Source organism: Nocardiopsis protaetiae, assembly GCF_045446735.1.
GTDB classification, from domain to species: domain Bacteria; phylum Actinomycetota; class Actinomycetes; order Streptosporangiales; family Streptosporangiaceae; genus Nocardiopsis; species Nocardiopsis protaetiae.
In genome coordinates this window covers 1-17,551 of record NZ_JBJJBV010000141.1, presented here as the reverse complement: position 1 = coordinate 17,551, position 17,551 = coordinate 1, and the positions used below count along the sequence as shown (strand labels likewise).

The window sequence follows — 17,551 nt, the reverse complement described above, 5'->3', positions numbered from 1 at the left end:
CGGGGTCCACCCGGGCGCGTTGCGGCAGAAGAACCACATGACCGCGCCCATCACCGCGAGCGCCGCGCACATCAGCAGGTGGGTGGTGAACAGCCCCATCGCGTCGACCAGCCGCGGGGTGAGGAACGCCGACAGCGCCGTGCCGCCCATGCCCGCGCCGAACACACCGGTCGCGAACCCGCGCCGGTTCGCCTCGTACCAGCCGTTGACGAACGGGATGCCGACCGCGAAGGACGTGCCCGCCACCCCCAGGAAGAACCCCCACAGCAGCAGCATCCCGAAGGACCCGCCGGACAGCCCCACCAGGAACGTCGGGACGATGCTGATGAAGCACACCACCGTGAACATCACCCGGCCGCCGTACCGGTCGGTGAGCGCGCCCACCGGGATGCGCCCCAGCGAGCCCACCAGGACGGGGAACGCCACCAGCAGGGACGTCTGCGTCGGGCTCAGCCCCAGGCTCTCGGAGTACGTCTTGGACAGCGGCGCGATGAGGTTCCACGCCCAGAAGGTCAGTGCGAACGCCGCCGTGGCCAGGGCGAGGTTGCCGCCCGCCGTACCGGAACGCGTCGCCCGTCTCCCGACTTCCGCTCGCATGGCGGCTCCCCGTCTTCCGACACCGATCTCGGCGATTCGAATGGATCTGCCGCGATTGTCACCCGGACCGGTGTGGGAAGCGTGACTTTCCGCGCCGAACAGGCATATTCATTAACGGAATGTGGTGGGTGCCGGACGCGGGCTGTTGAACGGGGTGTCATCTTCATGGCGGCAAAAGGCAAAGCCGGTGAATCGCTGCTCCGCCTCGGTACCTACCTGACCGGATCGGAATCCCTGGACGGAGACCGCGCCCAGGTCAGGAAAGGCGGACGTGAGGGCGATGTCTTCTACCGGGACCGCTGGAGCCATGACCGCGTCGTGCGTTCCACCCACGGTGTCAACTGCACCGGTTCCTGTTCTTGGAATGTTTATGTAAAAGACGGAATCATCACTTGGGAAACCCAGGCGACCGATTATCCGTCGGTGGGGCCCGACCGCCCCGAATACGAACCCCGGGGCTGCCCGCGCGGTGCCGCCTTTTCCTGGTACACCTATTCGCCGACCCGGGTCCGCTACCCCTATGTGCGCGGGGTGCTGGCCGAGATGTACCGGGAGGCCAGGGGCCGCCTGGGCGACCCGGTGGCGGCCTGGGAGGAGATCACCACCGACCCCGCCAAACGCCGCCGCTACCAGCGGGCCCGCGGCAAGGGCGGCCTGGTGCGCACCACCTGGGCGGAGGCGCTGGAGATCGCGGCCGCCTCGCACGTGCTGACGATCAAGCGCTACGGCCCGGACCGGATCGCGGGCTTCTCGCCGATCCCGGCGATGTCGATGGTCTCCCACGGGGTGGGCGCCCGGTTCGTCAACCTGCTCGGCGGCTCCATGCTGTCGTTCTACGACTGGTACGCCGACCTGCCGGTGGCGTCCCCGCAGGTGTTCGGCGACCAGACCGACGTCCCGGAGTCCGGCGACTGGTGGGACGCCGCCTACCTGATGCTGTGGGGCTCCAACGTCCCGGTCACCCGCACCCCGGACGCGCACTGGATGGCGGAGGCCCGCTACCGGGGGCAGAAGGTCGTGGTGGTCTCGCCGGACTACAGCGACGCCACCAAGTTCGCCGACGAGTGGCTGGCCCCGCACCCGGGCACCGACGGGGCGCTGGCCATGGCCATGGGCCACGTCATCCTCAGGGAGCGGTTCGTCGACGCGCCCGTCGAGCGGTTCGACTCCTACGCCCGCACCTACACGGACCTGCCGTTCCTGGTGGAGGTCGAGGCGCGGGACGGACGCCGGGTGCCGGGCAAGTTCCTCACCGCCGCCGACCTGCCGGGGGCGGAGGGCGTCGCGAACGCCGACTTCAAGCCCGTCGTCTGGCCGCGGGGGGAGGACGGGCCGTACGCGCCCAACGGGACGCTCGGCCACCGGTGGGGCGAGGACGGCGTCGGCAAGTGGAACCTGCGCCTGGACGGCCGGGTCCCGGAGCTGACCTTCTACGAGGAGGGCGCCGAGGCCGTCGAGGTCGCCCTGACCCGGTTCGACACCCCCACCGGCGAGGCCGACGTCATCACCCGGGGCGTGCCGGTGCGCCGGGTGGGCGGGCGCCTGGTCACCACCGTGTTCGACCTGGTCCTGGCCCAGTACGGGGTGGGCAGGTCAGGCCTGCCGGGCACCTGGCCCACCGGCTACGACGACCCGTCCCAGCCCTGCACCCCCGCCTGGCAGGCCGAGCTGACCGGCGTCCCGGCCGAGCGGGCCGCGCGGATCGCCCGCGAGTTCGCCGACACCGCCGAGGCCAGCGGCGGCCGCGCCATGATCATCCTGGGCGCGGGCACCAACCAGTGGTTCCACGGGGAGAACGCCTACCGGGCCTTCCTGGCCCTGCTGCTGCTCACCGGCTGCCAGGGGGTCAACGGCGGCGGGTGGGCGCACTACGTCGGCCAGGAGAAGTGCCGCACCGCCACCGGCTGGGCGGCCTACGCCTCCGGCATGGACTGGTCGCGCCCGCCCCGGTTCATGGCCGGGACCGCCTACTGGTACACGCACACCGACCAGTGGCGCTACGACACCTACACGGCCGACGCCCTCACCTCGCCGCTGGGCCCGGGGCGGCTGGCGGGCCGCCACACCGCGGACCTGGTGGCGGCCTCGGCGCGCATGGGCTGGATGCCGTCCTTCCCCACGTTCAACCGCAACCCCGTCCAGCTGGGCAGGGAGGCGGCCGAACGCGGGGTGGACCCGGCCGAGTACGTGGCCGACCAGCTGGCCGAGGGGACGCTGCGGTTCGCGGCGGAGGACCCCGACGACCCGGCGAACTGGCCGCGGACCCTCACCATCTGGCGGTCCAACCTGTTCGGGTCCTCGGCCAAGGGCAACGAGTACTTCCTCAAGCACCTGCTGGGCACCCACTCCAACCTCCAGGCCGAACCCGCCGGACCCGACCACCGGCCCACCGAGGTCACCTGGCGGGACGACATCCCCGAGGGCAAGCTCGACCTGCTGCTGTCCATGGACTTCCGGATGACCAGCACCACGCTGCTGTCCGACATCGTGCTCCCGGCCGCCACCTGGTACGAGAAGCACGACCTGTCCACCACGGACATGCACCCCTACGTGCACGCGTTCAACCCGGCGATCGACCCGCCCTGGGAGACCCGCACCGACTTCGCGATCTTCCAGGAACTGGCCAAGGCGTTCAGCACCCTGGCCGCCGAGCACCTGGGGGAGGTCACCGACCTGGTCGCGGTCCCGCACCAGCACGACACGGCCGGTGAGCTCGCCCAGCCGCACGGGGTCCCGCCGGACTGGAAGGCCGCGGGGGAGCGGCCGGTGCCGGGGCGCACCATGCCCGGCATCGTCGCGGTGCGCCGCAACTACTCGGCGGTCGCCCAGAAGATGGCGGCGCTGGGACCGCTCGCCGAGGCCAGGGGGCTGCCGGTCAAGGGCGTGTCCTTCACCCCCGACGAGGAGGTGGAGTGGCTGCGCGAACGCAACGGCACCGTGCACGGCGGGGTCGCCGACGGCCGCCCCGCCCTGGACACCGACGTCAAGGTGTGCGAGATGATCCTCGCCCTGTCGGGGACCAGCAACGGCCGACTGGCCGCCCAGGGGTTCGAGCGGCTCGCCGAGCGCACCGGCACCGACATGGACGAGCTGATCGCCCACTGTGCCGAACGCCGGGTGGTGTTCGCCGACGCCCGCACCGGGCCCACCCCCGTGGGCACCAGCCCCGAGTGGTCCGGCAAGGAGTCGAGCGACCGCCGGTACTCGCCGTTCACCATCAACCTGGAGCACGACAAGCCCTGGCACACCCTCACCGGCCGCCAGCACTTCTACCTCGACCACGACTGGATGCAGGAGTTCGGCGAGGTGCTCCCGGTGTACCGGCCGCCGCTGGACATCTCCCGGCTGTTCGGGGAACCACGGATCGGGCCGACCGGGCAGCGCGAGGTGGTCGTGCGCTACCTGACCCCGCACTCCAAGTGGTCCATCCACTCCGAGTACCAGGACAACCTGCTCATGCAGACCCTGTCCCGGGGCGGCCCCACCATCTGGATGAGCACCGCCGACGCCCGCGCCATCGGCGCCGCCGACAACGACTGGGTGGAGGCGGTCAACCGCAACGGCGTGGTCGCCGCCCGCCTGGTGGTCTCGCACCGGATGCCCACCGGGACGGTGTACATGCACCACGCCCAGGAGCGGACCATCGACGTGCCCAAGACGGAGACGACCGGGCGGCGCGGCGGCATCCACAACTCGCTCACCCGGCTGCTGGTCAAGCCCACCCACCTCATCGGCGGGTACGCGCAGTTCACCTACGCGTTCAACTACCTCGGGCCGACCGGCAACCAGCGCGACGAGATCACGGTCGTGCGCAAGAGGACGACGGAGGTGCGTTACCGATGAGCACCGCGCAGGAGCGCACGGGGGAGCGGGCACAGGGCCGGCCCATCGGGCGGGTCATGGCGCAGGTCGCCATGGTCATGAACCTTGACAAGTGCATCGGCTGCCACACCTGCTCGGTCACCTGCAAACAGGCGTGGACCAACCGCAGCGGCGTGGAGTACGCCTGGTTCAACAACGTCGAGACCCGGCCCGGCCAGGGGTACCCGCGCACCTACCAGGACCAGGAGAAGTGGAAGGGCGGCTGGGTGCGCACCCCCGGGGGGCGCCTGGTGCCGCGGGCCGGCGGGCGGCTCAAGCGGCTGGCGACCATCTTCGCCAACCCGGTGATGCCGTCCATCCACGACTACTACGAACCCTGGACCTACGACTACGACACGCTCCTCAACGCGCCGCTGGGCGACGACTTCCCGGTGGCCTCGCCGCGTTCGGCGCTCACCGGCGAGCCCATGCAGGTCACCTGGAGCGCCAACTGGGACGACGACCTGGCGGGCGGGCCGGAGCTGGCCCGGCACGACCCGATCGTGAAGAAGCTGGGCGACAGGGTGAGGTTCTCCTTCGAGGAGACCTTCATGTTCTACCTGCCGCGCATCTGCGAGCACTGCCTCAACCCGGCCTGTGTGGCCACCTGCCCCAGCGGCGCGCTGTACAAGCGGGCCGAGGACGGCATCGTGCTGGTGGACCAGGACCGCTGCCGGGGCTGGCGGATGTGCGTCACCGGCTGCCCGTACAAGAAGGTCTACTTCAACCACAAGACCGGCAAGGCCGAGAAGTGCACGTTCTGCTACCCCCGGGTCGAGGTGGGCATGCCGACGGTGTGCTCGGAGACCTGTGTGGGGCGGCTGCGCTACCTGGGGGTCGTGCTCTACGACGCCGACCGGGTGGGGGAGGCCGCCGCGGTGGAGGACGAGAAGGACCTCTACCCGGCGCAGCTTGACGTGTTCCTGGACCCCGACGACCCGGCGGTGCGGGCCGCCGCGAGCCGCGACGGCATCCCCGACCGGTGGGTGGAGTCGGCGTCCCGGTCCCCGGTGTACGCGCTGGCCAAGCGGTTCGGGGTGGCGCTGCCGCTGCACCCGGAGTACCGCACGATGCCGATGGTCTGGTATGTGCCGCCGCTGTCGCCGGTGGTCGACACGCTCACCTCGACCGGGCACGACGGCGAGGACGCCGACAACCTCTTCGGCGCCATCGACACGCTGCGCATCCCGGTGGAGTACCTGGCCGAGCTGTTCACCGCGGGCGACCCGGGGCCGGTGCGGCTGGTGCTGCGCCGCCTGGCCGCCATGCGCTCCTACATGCGCCGGATCAACCTCGGCCAGGAACGCGACGCGTCCATCGCCGAGGCGGTGGGGATGGGCGGACGCGACATCGAGGACATGTACCGCCTGCTCGCCCTGGCCAAGTACGACGAGCGGTACGTCATCCCCACCGCCTACGGGGTGGACGACGCCGACCGGGGGGTCATCGACGAGATCGGGTGCAGCCTCGACTTCGAGGGCGGCCCCGGGATGGGCGGCATGGGCGGGGTGCCGCTCGGCGAGGCGTCCGGGCGGCCCGACGCGGCCTCGGTCGAGACCTTCCACGCGCTGCGCCACCGGCAGACCAGCGAAGAGCACACCGCCACCAGGGGGAGGGTGAACCTCCTCAACTGGGACGGGAACGGGCGGCCCGACGGGCTCTTCCCGCCCCGCGAAGGCGGCCACGACACCGACGGCGGGGACGGCTCCGGCCGCTCCGCGTGAGGGGGTTGCAATGAGCACCACCACCGACACGGCCGGGGCGGGGGAGTCCGCCCCGGAGCCGACCGCCTCCCAGCGGTCCGCGAAGGCCGCGCGGCCGGCCAGGACGGGCTGGCTCGGCGCCGGGCGGCCCGCCCGGCGGGCGCACCGCAGGGCGGTCACCCACCAGGCGGCGTCCGTCCTGCTCGGCTACCCCGACCAGGCGTTCTTCGAACGGCTGCCGCTGGTGGCCCGGGCGGTCGCGGAGCTGCCCCGGGGGACCGTGCGCGAGTCCCTCCAGGAGTTCTGCGACCACGCCAGCGGCACACCCGAACTGGAGCTGTGCACCCACTACGTCGACGTGTTCGACCTGCGCCGGCGCAGGTCCCTGCACATGACCTACTACACCGACGGGGACACCCGGCGGCGCGGCCACTCCCTGGCCGAGATCAAGGCGGTGTACCGGGAGGCGGGCTGGGAGGTCCTGCCCGGGGAGCTGCCCGACCACCTGGCGGTGCTGCTGGAGTTCGCCGCCCGCGGCGACGGTGTCCGCGGCGGGGAGCTGCTGCTGCGGTTCCGGCCCGGGCTCGACCTGCTGGCCCGGGCCCTGGAGGAGTACGGGACGCCGTACGCGCGGGTGGTGGACGCGGTCCGCCAGACCCTGCCGCCGCAGGGCGCGGCCGACCGGGCGGCGGTGGACCGGCTGGTCGTGCAGGGGCCGCCCACGGAGGACGTGGGGCTGGAGCCCTACGGGGTGCGCAACCCGCTGCCGATGGCGGACACCGCCGCGGATGCGGGCGCGGACACGGGCGCGGAGGGCTGCGGCTGCGGCCCGGTGCCGCGGCCGCGCGCGGCCCGCGAGGGCGCCGCGGAGGACTCCAGGGAGAGGGAGGCACGGTGACGGGGTACGGCGGGGCCGACCTGTTCCTGTGGGGGATCCTGCCCTACGTCGTGCTCGTGATCGTGGTGGGCGGCCTGATCTGGCGGTTCCGCTACGACCGGTTCGGGTGGACCACACGCTCCTCGGAGCTGTACGAGTCGCGGCTGCTGCGGATCGGCAGCCCGCTGTTCCACTTCGGCCTGCTGGTGGTGATCGTCGGCCACGTGATCGGCCTGCTCGTCCCGGAGGCCTGGACTCGGGCGCTGGGTGTCTCCGACACCCTGTACCACGTGACCGCGCTGTCCCTGGGGCTGGTCGCGGGGGTGTGCACGCTCGCCGGGGTGGCGCTGCTGGTGTGGCGCCGCCGCACCACCGGGCCGGTGTTCAGCGCCACCACCGCCAACGACAAGGCCATGTACCTGGTGCTGGTGCTGGCGATCCTCACCGGGCTGGGCATGACGGTGTACTTCGCCGGGGTGGAGGTCGCGGGCGGGCACGCGCAGGACTACCGGACGACGGTGTCGCCGTGGTTCCGGTCCATCTGGATCCTGAACCCGGACATCGCGGCGATGGCCGCGGCGGAGCTCCCGTACCGGGTGCACGCGCTGATGGGGCTGGCGCTGTTCGTACTGCTGCCGTTCACGCGGCTGGTGCACATGTTCAGCGCCCCGGTGGGGTACCTGTTCCGGCCGTACGTGCTGTACCGCACCCGGGACGTGCACGCCGGCGGGGCCGGGCAGGCCGAGCGGGCCGGTCGCCGCGGCTGGTGACCGGACTGCGGAGCAGACCATGACCTCGGAGGAGACCATGGAGATCTTTCCGGCGTTCCCCCTGGAGGAGTGGAACGACACCAAGCAGACCATCCACCGGTTCGAGCAGATCGTCGGCAAGGTGCGGCTGCACCACAGCCCGCGGCGCAACCACTGGTGGCACGTGCCGTTCCACCTGACGGGGAGCGGTGTCACGACGCGGCCGATGGGACTGTTCGACGGCAACCCGGTCTTCACGGTGGACTTCGACTTCCTGCGCCACCGGCTGGTCGCCACGACCACCGACGGGAACGAGGCGTCGTTCCCGCTCCAGGGGCACAGCGTGGCGTCCTTCTACCTGGCGTTGCAGTCGGCGCTGGACTCGCTGGGGGTCGACGGCAGCTTTCCGCACGCCACACCGTTCGACCTGCCCGACCACGGGCGGCCGTTCGCACAGGACACCGAGCACGCGGCGTACGACCCGGACAAGGCGCTGAAATACTGGCGGGTGCTGAGCCAGGTGAACCTGGTGCTGGAGGAGTTCGCCGCCGGGTTCTCCGGCAAGACCAGCCCGGTGCACCACTTCTGGCACACCTTCGACATCGCGGTCACCCGGTTCTCGGAGCGGGCGGTGCCCCAGCCCCCGGACGTCGGGGGACTGGTCCGCGAGGCGTACTCGCGGGAGGCGGTGAGCTTCGGGTTCTGGTTCGGCGACGACAAGATCCCCGAGCCCTGCTTCTACTCCTACACCGCGCCGGAGCCGGAGGGGCTGACCGGACAGCCGCTGCGGCCGGCCGCGGCCGCGTGGGTGGCGAGCGGGGAGGGGCACCTGGCGCTGTACCGGTACGCGGACGTGCGCAAGGAGGCCGACCCGGTGCGGTCGGTGCTGGACTTCCTGGAGAGCGGGTACCGGGCCGGGGCGACCCTGGCCGGGTGGGACGTCGACGGGCTGGCCTGTCCGCGGGGGGTCACCGACTCCTACCAGGGCGGACGTATCGAGACCTGAAGGGCGGTGCGGGGCCGGGCTCAGCCGACGAGGTCGGTCACGGCGCGGCGGATCATCCGCCGGAAGCGCTCGGGGTCGTCGTTGTAGGCGGCCTCCGGGGTCCCCGGCGCGCCCAGGCCCGCCAGGCCCAGGACCAGGAGCAGGATCTCGTCGGCCGCCCGGTCCGAGGTCACCTTCCCGGCCCGCTGCGCCCGGCGGATCGCCTCGATCTTGCGGGCCGTCGCCTCCGCCCCGGCGGCGGACACCGCCGCCGCGGGGCGCTCCAGTTCCGCCCAGCGGGTGAGCCGGTGGACGTCGGGGGCGGACGCGTGGAAGTCGAACAGCCGAACGGCGTACCCGGCGAGGTCCTCGGCGTCGAACGGCACCGCTTCGGTCACCTGGGCCACGATCTCGGCGTGCACGGCCCGGTAGAGCCCGTCCTTGTCGCCGAAGTAGGCGTAGATCAGCTGCTTGTTGCAGGCGGCCGCGGCGGCGATCCGCGCGATGCGGGCCCCGGCGATGCCGTACTCGGCGAACTCGGCGCGGGCGGCGGAGAGGATGCGCCGCTTGGTGGCTGCGGAGTCCTTGGTGACCATGGAAGTCAGTGTAACCAAAAGGTTGGTTGTGTCCGGTGGGCGATGCGCCTATGTTGTATCCAACCGTTTGGTTACATCACTGAGGAGTCGCCATGTCCGTCCCGCCCGAACCCGGACCCGGTCGGCCCCGCCGGTCCCGCCGCCGCCGTGTCCTCCTCGCCCTCGGCGTCACCGGGGTCGTGCTCGCCCTGGTCGCCGGGTACACGGCGCGCACCTACGGCGACCGCCCCCTGGAGGTGACCGACGCCCAGCGCGCCGCGATGAGCGAGGAGGCCGCCCGCCACCTGGACGGCATGCGCCCGATCTTCCTGCCCGACTTCCTGGTCAGCACGGTCGTCACCGAGGAGCGGCTCGCCCGGGAGGCGGCGGCCTTCGAGGAACAGGAGCGCCCGGTGCAGGACGAGCTGATCGAGAGGTACTCCCTCACCGTGGAGGACCGGACGGTCGGCGGCGTGCCCGTCCTGGTCGTCACCCCGCCGGAGATCGCACCCGGGCAGGAGGGGCGGATCGCCCTCAACGTCCACGGCGGCGGCTTCTTCCTGGGCAGCGCGCGCGAACGGGTCGGCCTGATGCTCGCCCACGAACTCGGGATGCCCGTGTACTCGGTGAACTACACGCTCTCCCCGCAGGCCGTCTACCCGCAGGCGGTCAACGAGGTCCTCGCGGTGTACCGCGAACTGGTCGCCGAGCACGACCCCGCCGACGTCATCGCGTTCGGCAGCTCCTCGGGCGGCAACCTCCTCGCCTCGGCCGTGCTCGCCGCCGCCGAGGAGGGCCTGCCGATGGCCGCCGCGCTCGCGCTGTTCACCCCCATCACCGACCTCACCGGTATCGGTGACAGCGTCGAGGCCAACGACCGCCGCGACGGCCTCGTCGCCAACCTGCGGATCGACGTCCCGGGCCGGGTCTACGCCGGGGACGAACCCCTGGACTCCCCCGGGGTCTCGCCGGTCTACGCGGACTTTCCCGCGGACTTCCCGCCGACCGTCCTCACCGCCGGGACCCGGGACATGAACCTCAGCGACAACGTCCGGCTCTCCTGGCGGCTGGAGGAGGCCGGGGTCGAGAACCGGCTGCTGGTGAGCGAGGGCATGTGGCACGGCCACCACTGGGAGGTCGACCTGCCCGAGGCGGTGCGGACGAGGGCGGCCGCGGCCGGGTTCCTCCGGGAGCACCTCGACGCCGCCGACGGGTAGGGGAGCGCCGTCGGGGCGCCCGAGGCCCCTTCGCTCCGGGCCTGTGGCGCGGCGGCCGCATCCCGCCCGCGGGACCTCGTGTTTCTCCGGGGGGTATGGGTGGGAAAGTGGCATTGGGTGTGCGCATCGGGCGTGCACGAGTGAGGGAGAGCCATGGACCTGACGGTCGTCGACGTGCCGGACCGCTCGCGGTACGAGGTCAGCGTCGATGGGAAGGTGGTCGGTTTCTCGGCGTACCACCGCTTGGAGGACGGGGTGCTGGCGCTCCCGCACGTGGAGGTGGACCCCGTCCACCAGGGGCGCGGGGTGGCGGCCGAGCTCATGCGCCGGTCGCTGGACGACGTGCGGGCCAAGGGGCTGAAGGTCATGCCGGTCTGCCCCTACGCGCAGGCGTACATCGCCAAGAACAAGGAGTACGCCGACCTCGTGCAGTGAGCCGGATCGCCCACGGGCACGGGCCTGCCGGTGGTGACGCCCCCGTGGACACCGGGGCGAGGGGGACATGTGGGCGCTTTCGTGATTTTCCGTCCATGTGATTGCATCCGTGTTCTTTCGGTCACGGCGAATCACCGCTAGTGTTCTGGGTCACAGTGGCGGTCATTGTGTTCGAGAGGGAGCCCCCCATGTCCATCGTCTCCATCGAGCCCGCCACCGCCGAGCGGTGGGACGACCTGGAGAACCTGTTCGGGCCGACCGGAGCCTACGGGCACTGCTGGTGCACCTTCTTCCGCAGGCGGGCCAAGGACTACACGGAGAGCACCACGTGCGAGCGGTCCAGGCGGGGTGCGGACAACAAGGAGGAGCTGCGCAGGCTCACCCTCGACGGCCGGGTCCCGGGCCTGCTCGCCTACGACGAGGAGGGCCCCTGCGGCTGGGTGTCGGTGGCGCCCCGGGGCGACTACATCCGGCTGTCCCGCTCCCGGACGCTGCGCCCCGCCGACCCCGACGAGCCCGGGGTGTGGTCCCTGGTGTGCTTCTGGCTGCCGCCGCGGCGCCGCCGCCGCGGGATGGGCGGCCGCCTGCTGGACGGGGCGATCGAGTACGCGCGGTCCCAGGGGGCGCGGGTGCTGGAGGCCTACCCGGTGGACACGGCCGGGGGCCGCGCGCCCAGCGCCGAGGTGTACGCCGGGACGGTGGAGATGTTCCGGAGGGCCGGGTTCACGCTGACGGACCACCACACCAGCGAGCGGGTCATCGCCAGGCTGGAGCTGAAACAGGAGTAGCGCTGGGAGCGCTCACGCGGGGGGTCGCGGCCCCCCGCGTTTTTTGTGCGCTCGGTACCCTCGTGCGCCCGGTGCCCCCGTGTGTTCGGTACCCCCCTGGGGTAATGTTCCGGGGGACGCGTCCATCAGGGGTGGGTCCGCTTGACGAAGTGATACCCCCTAGGGGTATGGTGGGTCGTGTTGGGACAGTCGCACGTCACTACAGGAGGCGAAATGGCCACCACGACCACCGCTGTTTACACCGTTGACGGCATGAGCTGCGGTCACTGCGTCAACTCCGTCACCCAGGAGGTCGGTGCGGTCGCCGGCGTCACCGACGTCCAGGTGGACCTGGGCGCCAAGAAGGTGACCGTGACCGGCGAGGGCACCGTGGACGACGCCGCCGTGCGCGCCGCCATCGACGAGGCCGGCTACGAGGTCCGCAGCTGAAAGACCGGCGACGGCCGGGGCCGGCCCCCGGGTCGGCCCCGAGCCGCGTTCCGGCAGGAGGAGCACCGAGAATGAGCGCACCCGTTGAACTGGCCATCGGCGGCATGACCTGTGCCGCCTGCGCCAACCGCGTGGAGAAGCGGCTCAACAGGATGGACGGCGTCACCGCCACCGTCAACTTCGCCACCGAGAAGGCCAAGGTCTCCTTCGACGGTTCGCCCGTGGCGGTCGAGGAGCTCATCGCCCAGGTCGAGAAGGCCGGGTACACCGCCGAGGTCCCCCGGCCCCCGCGGGCCGAACCGGAGCCCGGCGCCGCCCCCGACGACCCCGCCCGGCCGCTGCGCGACCGCGCCGCCGTCTCCCTGCTGCTGTCGGTCCCGGTCATCGCGATGGCGATGGTCCCCGCGCTCCAGTTCACCCACTGGCAGTGGGCCTCGCTCGCGCTGGCCGCCCCGGTCGTGGTCTGGGGCGCGCTGCCCTTCCACGTCGCCGCGTGGAAGAACCTGCGCCTGGGCACCGCCACCATGGACACCCTCGTCTCACTGGGGGTGACCTCCGCGTTCCTGTGGTCCCTGTACGCGCTGTTCCTCGGCACCGCGGGCGAACCCGGCATGACGCACGCCTTCGAGCTCACCATCGCCCGCACCGACGGCTCCGCCAACATCTACCTGGAGGTCGCCGCCGGGGTCACCTCCTTCATCCTGCTGGGCAAGTACTTCGAGGCCCGCTCCAAGCGGCGGGCGGGGGCGGCCCTGCGCGCCCTCATGGAGCTGGGCGCCAAGGAGGTCGCCGTGCTGCGCGGCGACCGAGAGGTCTTCGTACCCGTCGATCAGCTCTCGGTGGGCGACCGGTTCGTGGTCCGGCCCGGCGAGAAGGTCGCCACCGACGGAACCGTCGAGACCGGCACCTCCGCCGTCGACCTGAGCATGCTCACCGGCGAGTCCGTGCCGGTGGAGGTCGGCCCGGGCGACGCCGTCGTGGGCGCCACCGTCAACGCCGGCGGACGCCTCGTCGTCAGGGCCACCCGGGTGGGCTCCGATACCCAGCTGGCGCAGATGGCCCGCCTGGTCGAGGACGCCCAGAACGGCAAGGCGAAGGTGCAGCGCCTGGCCGACCGCGTCTCGGGGGTCTTCGTCCCCGTCGCCATCATCATCGCCGTCGCCACCCTCGGCTTCTGGCTCGGCACCGGCCAACCCGCCACCGCCGCGTTCACCGCCGCCGTCGCCGTCCTCATCATCGCCTGCCCCTGCGCCCTGGGCCTGGCCACGCCGATGGCCCTCATGGTCGGCACCGGGCGCGGCGCCCGGATGGGCATCCTCATCAAGGGCCCCGAGGTCCTGGAGAGCACCCGCCGCATCGACACGGTCGTGCTGGACAAGACCGGCACCGTCACCACCGGCACCATGGCGCTGGTGGAGGTCGTGGCCGCCGACGGCGAGGACGAGGACGAGGTGCTGCGGCTGGCCGGGGCGCTGGAGAACGCCTCCGAGCACCCCATCGCCCAGGCCGTCGCCGCCGGGGCCGCCGCCCGCGGCACCCTGCCCGCCCCCGAGGACTTCGCCAACGTCGAGGGCCTGGGCGTCCAGGGCGTCGTCGACGGCCACGCCGTCCTGGTCGGCCGCCCCGCTTTGTTGGAGGAGTGGTCCCAGCCGCTGGGCGAGGACCTCCGCCAGGCGATGAAGGAGGCCCACAACCTGGGCCGCACCGCCGTCGCCGTCGGCTGGGACGGCCGCGCCCGCGGCGTGCTGGCGGTCTCCGACACCGTCAAGCCCACCAGCGCCGAGGCCGTCCGCTCCTTCCGGGAACTGGGGCTCACACCCATCCTGCTCACCGGCGACAACGAGGCGGTCGCCCACACCGTCGCCGCCGAGGTCGGCATCACCGAGGTCATCGCCGAGGTCCTGCCCGAGGACAAGGTCGCCGTCATCGAGCGTCTCCAGTCCGAGGGCCGCACGGTGGCCATGGTCGGCGACGGCGTCAACGACGCCGCCGCGCTGGCCCGCGCCGACCTGGGCCTGGCCATGGGCACCGGCACCGACGTCGCCATCGAGGCCTCCGACCTCACCCTGGTCCGCGGCGACCTGCGGGCCGCCGCCGACGCCATCCGGCTCTCCCGCCGCACCCTCAACACCATCAAGGGCAACCTGTTCTGGGCCTTCGCCTACAACGCGGCCGCCATCCCGCTGGCCGCCGCCGGGCTGCTCAACCCGATGCTCGCCGGTGCCGCCATGGCCGTCTCCAGCGTGTTCGTGGTGACCAACAGCCAGCGGCTGCACCGCTTCGGCCGCTGAACCAGGTGCCCGCCCTCCCGGGAGGGCGGGCACCGCCGTGGCCGGGACCGGTCACGGACGCATCACTCCAGGTCACCGGGAGAGCAGGGGGCACAGGACGGACCGGCCCTCGCATCGGCGCGATCCGGGACGCTAGTGTGAGCCCGCACACCCGCAGGGGTTCCGGGCCGGGTACGTCCGGGACCACCGTGCCTGGCCGCGTCACCCCACCCTCCGAGGTCGCCGTGTCTTCAGGATGCCCCCACGCCGCGCTGTACCAGAGCGAGCCGCACCCCGACCCGTACGGCGCGTACGCGAAGATGCGCGCGGACCACGGGCCGGTGATCCCCGCCGAGCTCTCGCCCGGGGTGCACGGCTGGCTCGTCACGGACTACGCCACCCTGATCTCCTGGTCCCGGGACACCACCACGTTCACCCACGACGCCCGGCTGTGGCGGGACTTCACCGAGGGCCGGGTCGGCCCCGACAACCCCCTGCTGCCGATGATGGCGCCCCGCGCCAACGCCCTGTTCGTGGACGGGTCCGAGCACCAGCGGCTGCGCCGGGCGATCACCGACGCCCTGGGCGCGGTCACCACCGAGCACCTGACCGCGGTCACCGTCCGCTACGCCGACCGGCTCATCGACGAGTTCAGCGCCCGCGGCCAGGCAGACCTGCTCAACGAGTACGCGCGGATGCTGCCGCTGCTGGTCATGAACGACCTGTTCGGCATGGACGAGGACCAGGGGCTGCGGTTCGTCACCGCCATGCGCAACCTGTGGGCCGGGGTGGACGCCGAGCGCTCCAACGCCGAGGCCGAGCGGGCGCTGTCGGAGGTGGTGGACGCCAAACACCGCGAACCCGGCGACGACCTCACCAGCCGCCTGATCCGGCACCGCGCCGGGCTCTCGGACGAGGAGGTCATCATGCAGCTCCTCCTCATCATCGCGGCCGCCAACGAGCCCACCGCCGCCCTCATCGACTCCGCCCTGCGGGCCGTCCTGACCGACCCGTCCCTGCGCGTCCCCGGCGGCCCCTCCCCGGCGGTGCTGAACGACCTGGTGGAGCGGGTGCTCTGGCGCGACCCGCCGATCACCAACTACCCGGTGATCTACCCGCGCGTCGACGTCCCGCTGGACGGCGGCCGGGTCATCGAGGCCGGGTCGCCCATCCTGCTCGCCTTCGCCGCCGCCAACCACTTCTTCCAGAAGGAGAACGCCGAGCAGGTGTCCGACGGCGCCAACCGCGCCCACGTGGCGTGGGGCGCCGGACCCCACCGCTGCCCGGCCCGCGACGAGGCGACCACGATCGCCACCATCGCCACCCGCCGGATCCTGGAGCGGCTGCCCGACCCCGCCCTGGCCGTCCCGCCGGAGGAGCTGCGCTGGCGGCTGGCCACCCTGTCCTGGGCCCCGCTGGCCCTGCCGGTCCGCTTCACCCCGCAGCGGCCCGCGGACCCCGAGCCCGCCGCCGCGCCCGAGCCGGCCCCCGAACCCGCCCGGGGCGGGGCGGTGTCGTCCCTGTCGCACCTCCTGCGGAGGCTGCTGCGCCGCTCGTGACCGGCCGCTTCCCGGCCCCGCACGTTCCCTTTCCCCACCCCGCACACCCCTGCCCTCTGCCCCCCTGCGGAAGGATCTCTGTGGAACCCGTTCGTCTCGCGCCCGGAAACCTCCGGGCCCAGACCGCCCACCTGCGCGAACTCGGCCCCGTCGTGCCCGTCGTTCTGCCCGGCGACGTCGTCGCCTGGGCGGCCACCACGCACGCCGCCGTCACCGAGGCCCTGGCCCACCCCCAGGTGCAGAAGGACAAGAGGCACTGGCGGGCGTTCAACGCCGGGGAGATCCCGCCGGACTGGCCGCTGATCTCCTGGATCATCGCCGAGAACATGCTCACCAGCGACGGCGACCAGCACACCCGGCTGCGCAAACTGGTCTCCAAGGCCTTCACCCCGCGCCGCGTCGAGCACCTGCGCGCGGGCGTCGTCGGCATCGTCGAGGACCTGCTGGACGGGATGGCCGCCGAGGCGGAGCGCACCGGCGGGGTGGTCGACCTCAAGCCGCACTTCGCCCAGCCGCTCCCGATGACGGTCATCAGCGACCTGTTCGGGGTGTCCGCGGCCGACCGGGGCGAGCTGCACCGGCTGGTCAAGGTGTTCTTCGACCAGAGCATCGGCCCCGAGGCCGCCATGGCCACGTTCTTCGAGATGTGGACGCTGCTGACCGGGCTGGTCGCGGCCAAGCGCGCCGAACCCGGCGACGACCTCACCTCGGCGCTCATCGCCGCACGCGACGAGGAGGACCGGCTCAGCGAGGACGAGCTGATCTGGAGCCTGGTGCTCATCATCAGCGCGGGCTACGAGACCACGATGAACCTCATAGCCAACGCGGTCCGCGCCCTGGTCACCCACCGGGACCAGCTCAAGCTGCTGACCTCGGGCGAGGCCGAGTGGTCCGCCGCGGTCGAGGAGGTGCTGCGCTGGGACGGGCCGGGCGAGTTCGTGCCGATGCGCTACACCACCGGGGAGATCGAGCTGGCCGGGGTGCGGATCCCGGCGGGCGAGCCCCTGCTCATGGGGTACACGTCCGCGGGCCGTGACCCCGAGCGCCACGGCGACACCGCGCACCTGTTCGACATCACCCGGGAGGACACCTCCCACCTGGGCTTCTCCCACGGGCGGCACTACTGCCTGGGGGCGAGCCTGGCCCGGATGGAGGTGAACGAGGCGCTGCCGCGCCTGTTCGAGCGCTTCCCCGGTCTGGACCTCGCGGTCCCCGCGGAGGACCTGCCGCCGCTGCCGTCCATCATCGTCTCGGGGGTGGAGAGCCTGCCGGTGCGCCTCCACGGCTGACCTTGCCGCAGGGGGTGAGGGCCGCAGGAGGCCTCCCGCCCTGGCCCCGGGGGGTTGCCCACTTGTGCGGGGTCCTCGTCCTGGGGGATTGCCGTGGGCGGCCTCCTTTTTTGTGCTCGGGATCAGCTTTTGCGCTCGGGGTGGGCGGGTGGGTGTGGTGTTAACGCTGTGGGGTGCGGGGGTGGTCTGTTCGGGGTCGTGGCCCTGGCGGGTGCGC

The 17,551-nt window shown here is 72.3% G+C and carries 14 protein-coding genes; 12 read left to right on the top strand and 2 right to left on the bottom strand.

The annotated features are described in order from the left end of the window. A partial coding sequence (locus tag ACJOT3_RS20790) for an MFS transporter (RefSeq protein ID WP_406974666.1) occupies positions 1–597 on the bottom strand: 597 nt, incomplete at its 3' end. A 165-nt stretch (positions 598–762) separates the two neighbouring features. Here ACJOT3_RS20790 and ACJOT3_RS20785 point away from each other — a divergent pair. The 5 genes from ACJOT3_RS20785 to ACJOT3_RS20765 are packed head-to-tail and all read left to right on the top strand — an operon-like array spanning position 763 to position 8,793. After that, complete coding sequence (locus ACJOT3_RS20785) at positions 763–4,440, top strand: nitrate reductase subunit alpha (RefSeq protein ID WP_406974664.1); 3,678 nt, start codon at positions 763–765, stop codon at positions 4,438–4,440. Further along, positions 4,437–6,182, top strand: a complete 1,746-nt coding sequence (narH, locus tag ACJOT3_RS20780; RefSeq protein ID WP_406974662.1) for a nitrate reductase subunit beta — start codon at positions 4,437–4,439, stop codon at positions 6,180–6,182. Before ACJOT3_RS20785 ends, narH begins: the two co-directional genes overlap by 4 nt. Positions 6,183–6,192: 10 nt before the next feature. Then, the gene (narJ, locus tag ACJOT3_RS20775) at positions 6,193–7,059 is read left to right on the top strand and encodes a nitrate reductase molybdenum cofactor assembly chaperone (protein ID WP_406974660.1); all 867 of its coding nucleotides are present in this window, start codon (positions 6,193–6,195) and stop codon (positions 7,057–7,059) included. Next, a complete protein-coding gene (narI, locus tag ACJOT3_RS20770) occupies positions 7,056–7,808 on the top strand; it encodes a respiratory nitrate reductase subunit gamma (RefSeq protein ID WP_406974659.1) in 753 nt (250 codons plus the stop codon). The genes narJ and narI overlap by 4 nt, the downstream gene beginning before the upstream one ends. A gap of 37 nt (positions 7,809–7,845) precedes the next feature. Beyond that, the gene (locus ACJOT3_RS20765) at positions 7,846–8,793 is read left to right on the top strand and encodes a DUF5996 family protein (protein ID WP_406974671.1); all 948 of its coding nucleotides are present in this window, start codon (positions 7,846–7,848) and stop codon (positions 8,791–8,793) included. Positions 8,794–8,813: 20 nt separating this feature from the next. Here ACJOT3_RS20765 and ACJOT3_RS20760 read toward each other — a convergent pair whose 3' ends face one another. Next, positions 8,814–9,368 carry a TetR/AcrR family transcriptional regulator gene (locus ACJOT3_RS20760; protein WP_406974658.1) on the bottom strand — a complete coding sequence of 185 codons (555 nt, stop codon included), beginning with the start codon at positions 9,366–9,368 and terminating at the stop codon, positions 8,814–8,816. 92 nt (positions 9,369–9,460) lie between these two features. On the opposite strand from ACJOT3_RS20760, the gene ACJOT3_RS20755 reads away from it, so the two are divergent. From ACJOT3_RS20755 to ACJOT3_RS20725, 7 genes are all read left to right on the top strand, one after another. After that, the gene (locus ACJOT3_RS20755; protein WP_406974656.1) at positions 9,461–10,564 is read left to right on the top strand and encodes an alpha/beta hydrolase fold domain-containing protein; all 1,104 of its coding nucleotides are present in this window, start codon (positions 9,461–9,463) and stop codon (positions 10,562–10,564) included. A 153-nt stretch (positions 10,565–10,717) separates the two neighbouring features. Next, positions 10,718–10,999 (top strand): GNAT family N-acetyltransferase, encoded by a 282-nt coding sequence (locus ACJOT3_RS20750; protein ID WP_406974655.1) that lies wholly within the window; start codon positions 10,718–10,720, stop codon positions 10,997–10,999. Positions 11,000–11,187: 188 nt separating this feature from the next. Then, positions 11,188–11,787, top strand: coding sequence for a GNAT family N-acetyltransferase (locus ACJOT3_RS20745; protein ID WP_406974653.1), 600 nt, complete (start codon positions 11,188–11,190; stop codon positions 11,785–11,787). Positions 11,788–12,000: 213 nt separating this feature from the next. Beyond that, positions 12,001–12,216 (top strand): heavy-metal-associated domain-containing protein, encoded by a 216-nt coding sequence (locus ACJOT3_RS20740; protein WP_406974651.1) that lies wholly within the window; start codon positions 12,001–12,003, stop codon positions 12,214–12,216. A gap of 71 nt (positions 12,217–12,287) precedes the next feature. Beyond that, entirely contained in the window at positions 12,288–14,507 is a 2,220-nt protein-coding gene (locus ACJOT3_RS20735; protein ID WP_406974649.1) for a heavy metal translocating P-type ATPase, read from the top strand. 299 nt (positions 14,508–14,806) lie between these two features. Then, positions 14,807–16,045, top strand: coding sequence for a cytochrome P450 family protein (locus tag ACJOT3_RS20730; protein ID WP_406974670.1), 1,239 nt, complete (start codon positions 14,807–14,809; stop codon positions 16,043–16,045). A 164-nt stretch (positions 16,046–16,209) separates the two neighbouring features. Then, the gene (locus ACJOT3_RS20725; protein WP_406974668.1) at positions 16,210–17,334 is read left to right on the top strand and encodes a cytochrome P450 family protein; all 1,125 of its coding nucleotides are present in this window, start codon (positions 16,210–16,212) and stop codon (positions 17,332–17,334) included. The last annotated feature ends 217 nt before the right edge of the window (positions 17,335–17,551 follow it).

What these genes read in the sequence shown, in the direction of transcription:
- ACJOT3_RS20760 (WP_406974658.1), bottom strand. Translation starts at nt 9,368, where the DNA reads ATGGTCACCAAGGACTCCGCAGCCACCAAGCGGCGCATCCTCTCCGCC.
- narH (WP_406974662.1), top strand. Translation starts at nt 4,437, where the DNA reads ATGAGCACCGCGCAGGAGCGCACGGGGGAGCGGGCACAGGGCCGGCCC.
- ACJOT3_RS20735 (WP_406974649.1), top strand. Translation starts at nt 12,288, where the DNA reads ATGAGCGCACCCGTTGAACTGGCCATCGGCGGCATGACCTGTGCCGCC.
- ACJOT3_RS20740 (WP_406974651.1), top strand. Translation starts at nt 12,001, where the DNA reads ATGGCCACCACGACCACCGCTGTTTACACCGTTGACGGCATGAGCTGC.
- ACJOT3_RS20765 (WP_406974671.1), top strand. Translation starts at nt 7,846, where the DNA reads ATGGAGATCTTTCCGGCGTTCCCCCTGGAGGAGTGGAACGACACCAAG.
- ACJOT3_RS20745 (WP_406974653.1), top strand. Translation starts at nt 11,188, where the DNA reads ATGTCCATCGTCTCCATCGAGCCCGCCACCGCCGAGCGGTGGGACGAC.
- narJ (WP_406974660.1), top strand. Translation starts at nt 6,193, where the DNA reads ATGAGCACCACCACCGACACGGCCGGGGCGGGGGAGTCCGCCCCGGAG.
- ACJOT3_RS20750 (WP_406974655.1), top strand. Translation starts at nt 10,718, where the DNA reads ATGGACCTGACGGTCGTCGACGTGCCGGACCGCTCGCGGTACGAGGTC.
- ACJOT3_RS20755 (WP_406974656.1), top strand. Translation starts at nt 9,461, where the DNA reads ATGTCCGTCCCGCCCGAACCCGGACCCGGTCGGCCCCGCCGGTCCCGC.
- ACJOT3_RS20785 (WP_406974664.1), top strand. Translation starts at nt 763, where the DNA reads ATGGCGGCAAAAGGCAAAGCCGGTGAATCGCTGCTCCGCCTCGGTACC.
- ACJOT3_RS20730 (WP_406974670.1), top strand. Translation starts at nt 14,807, where the DNA reads ATGCGCGCGGACCACGGGCCGGTGATCCCCGCCGAGCTCTCGCCCGGG.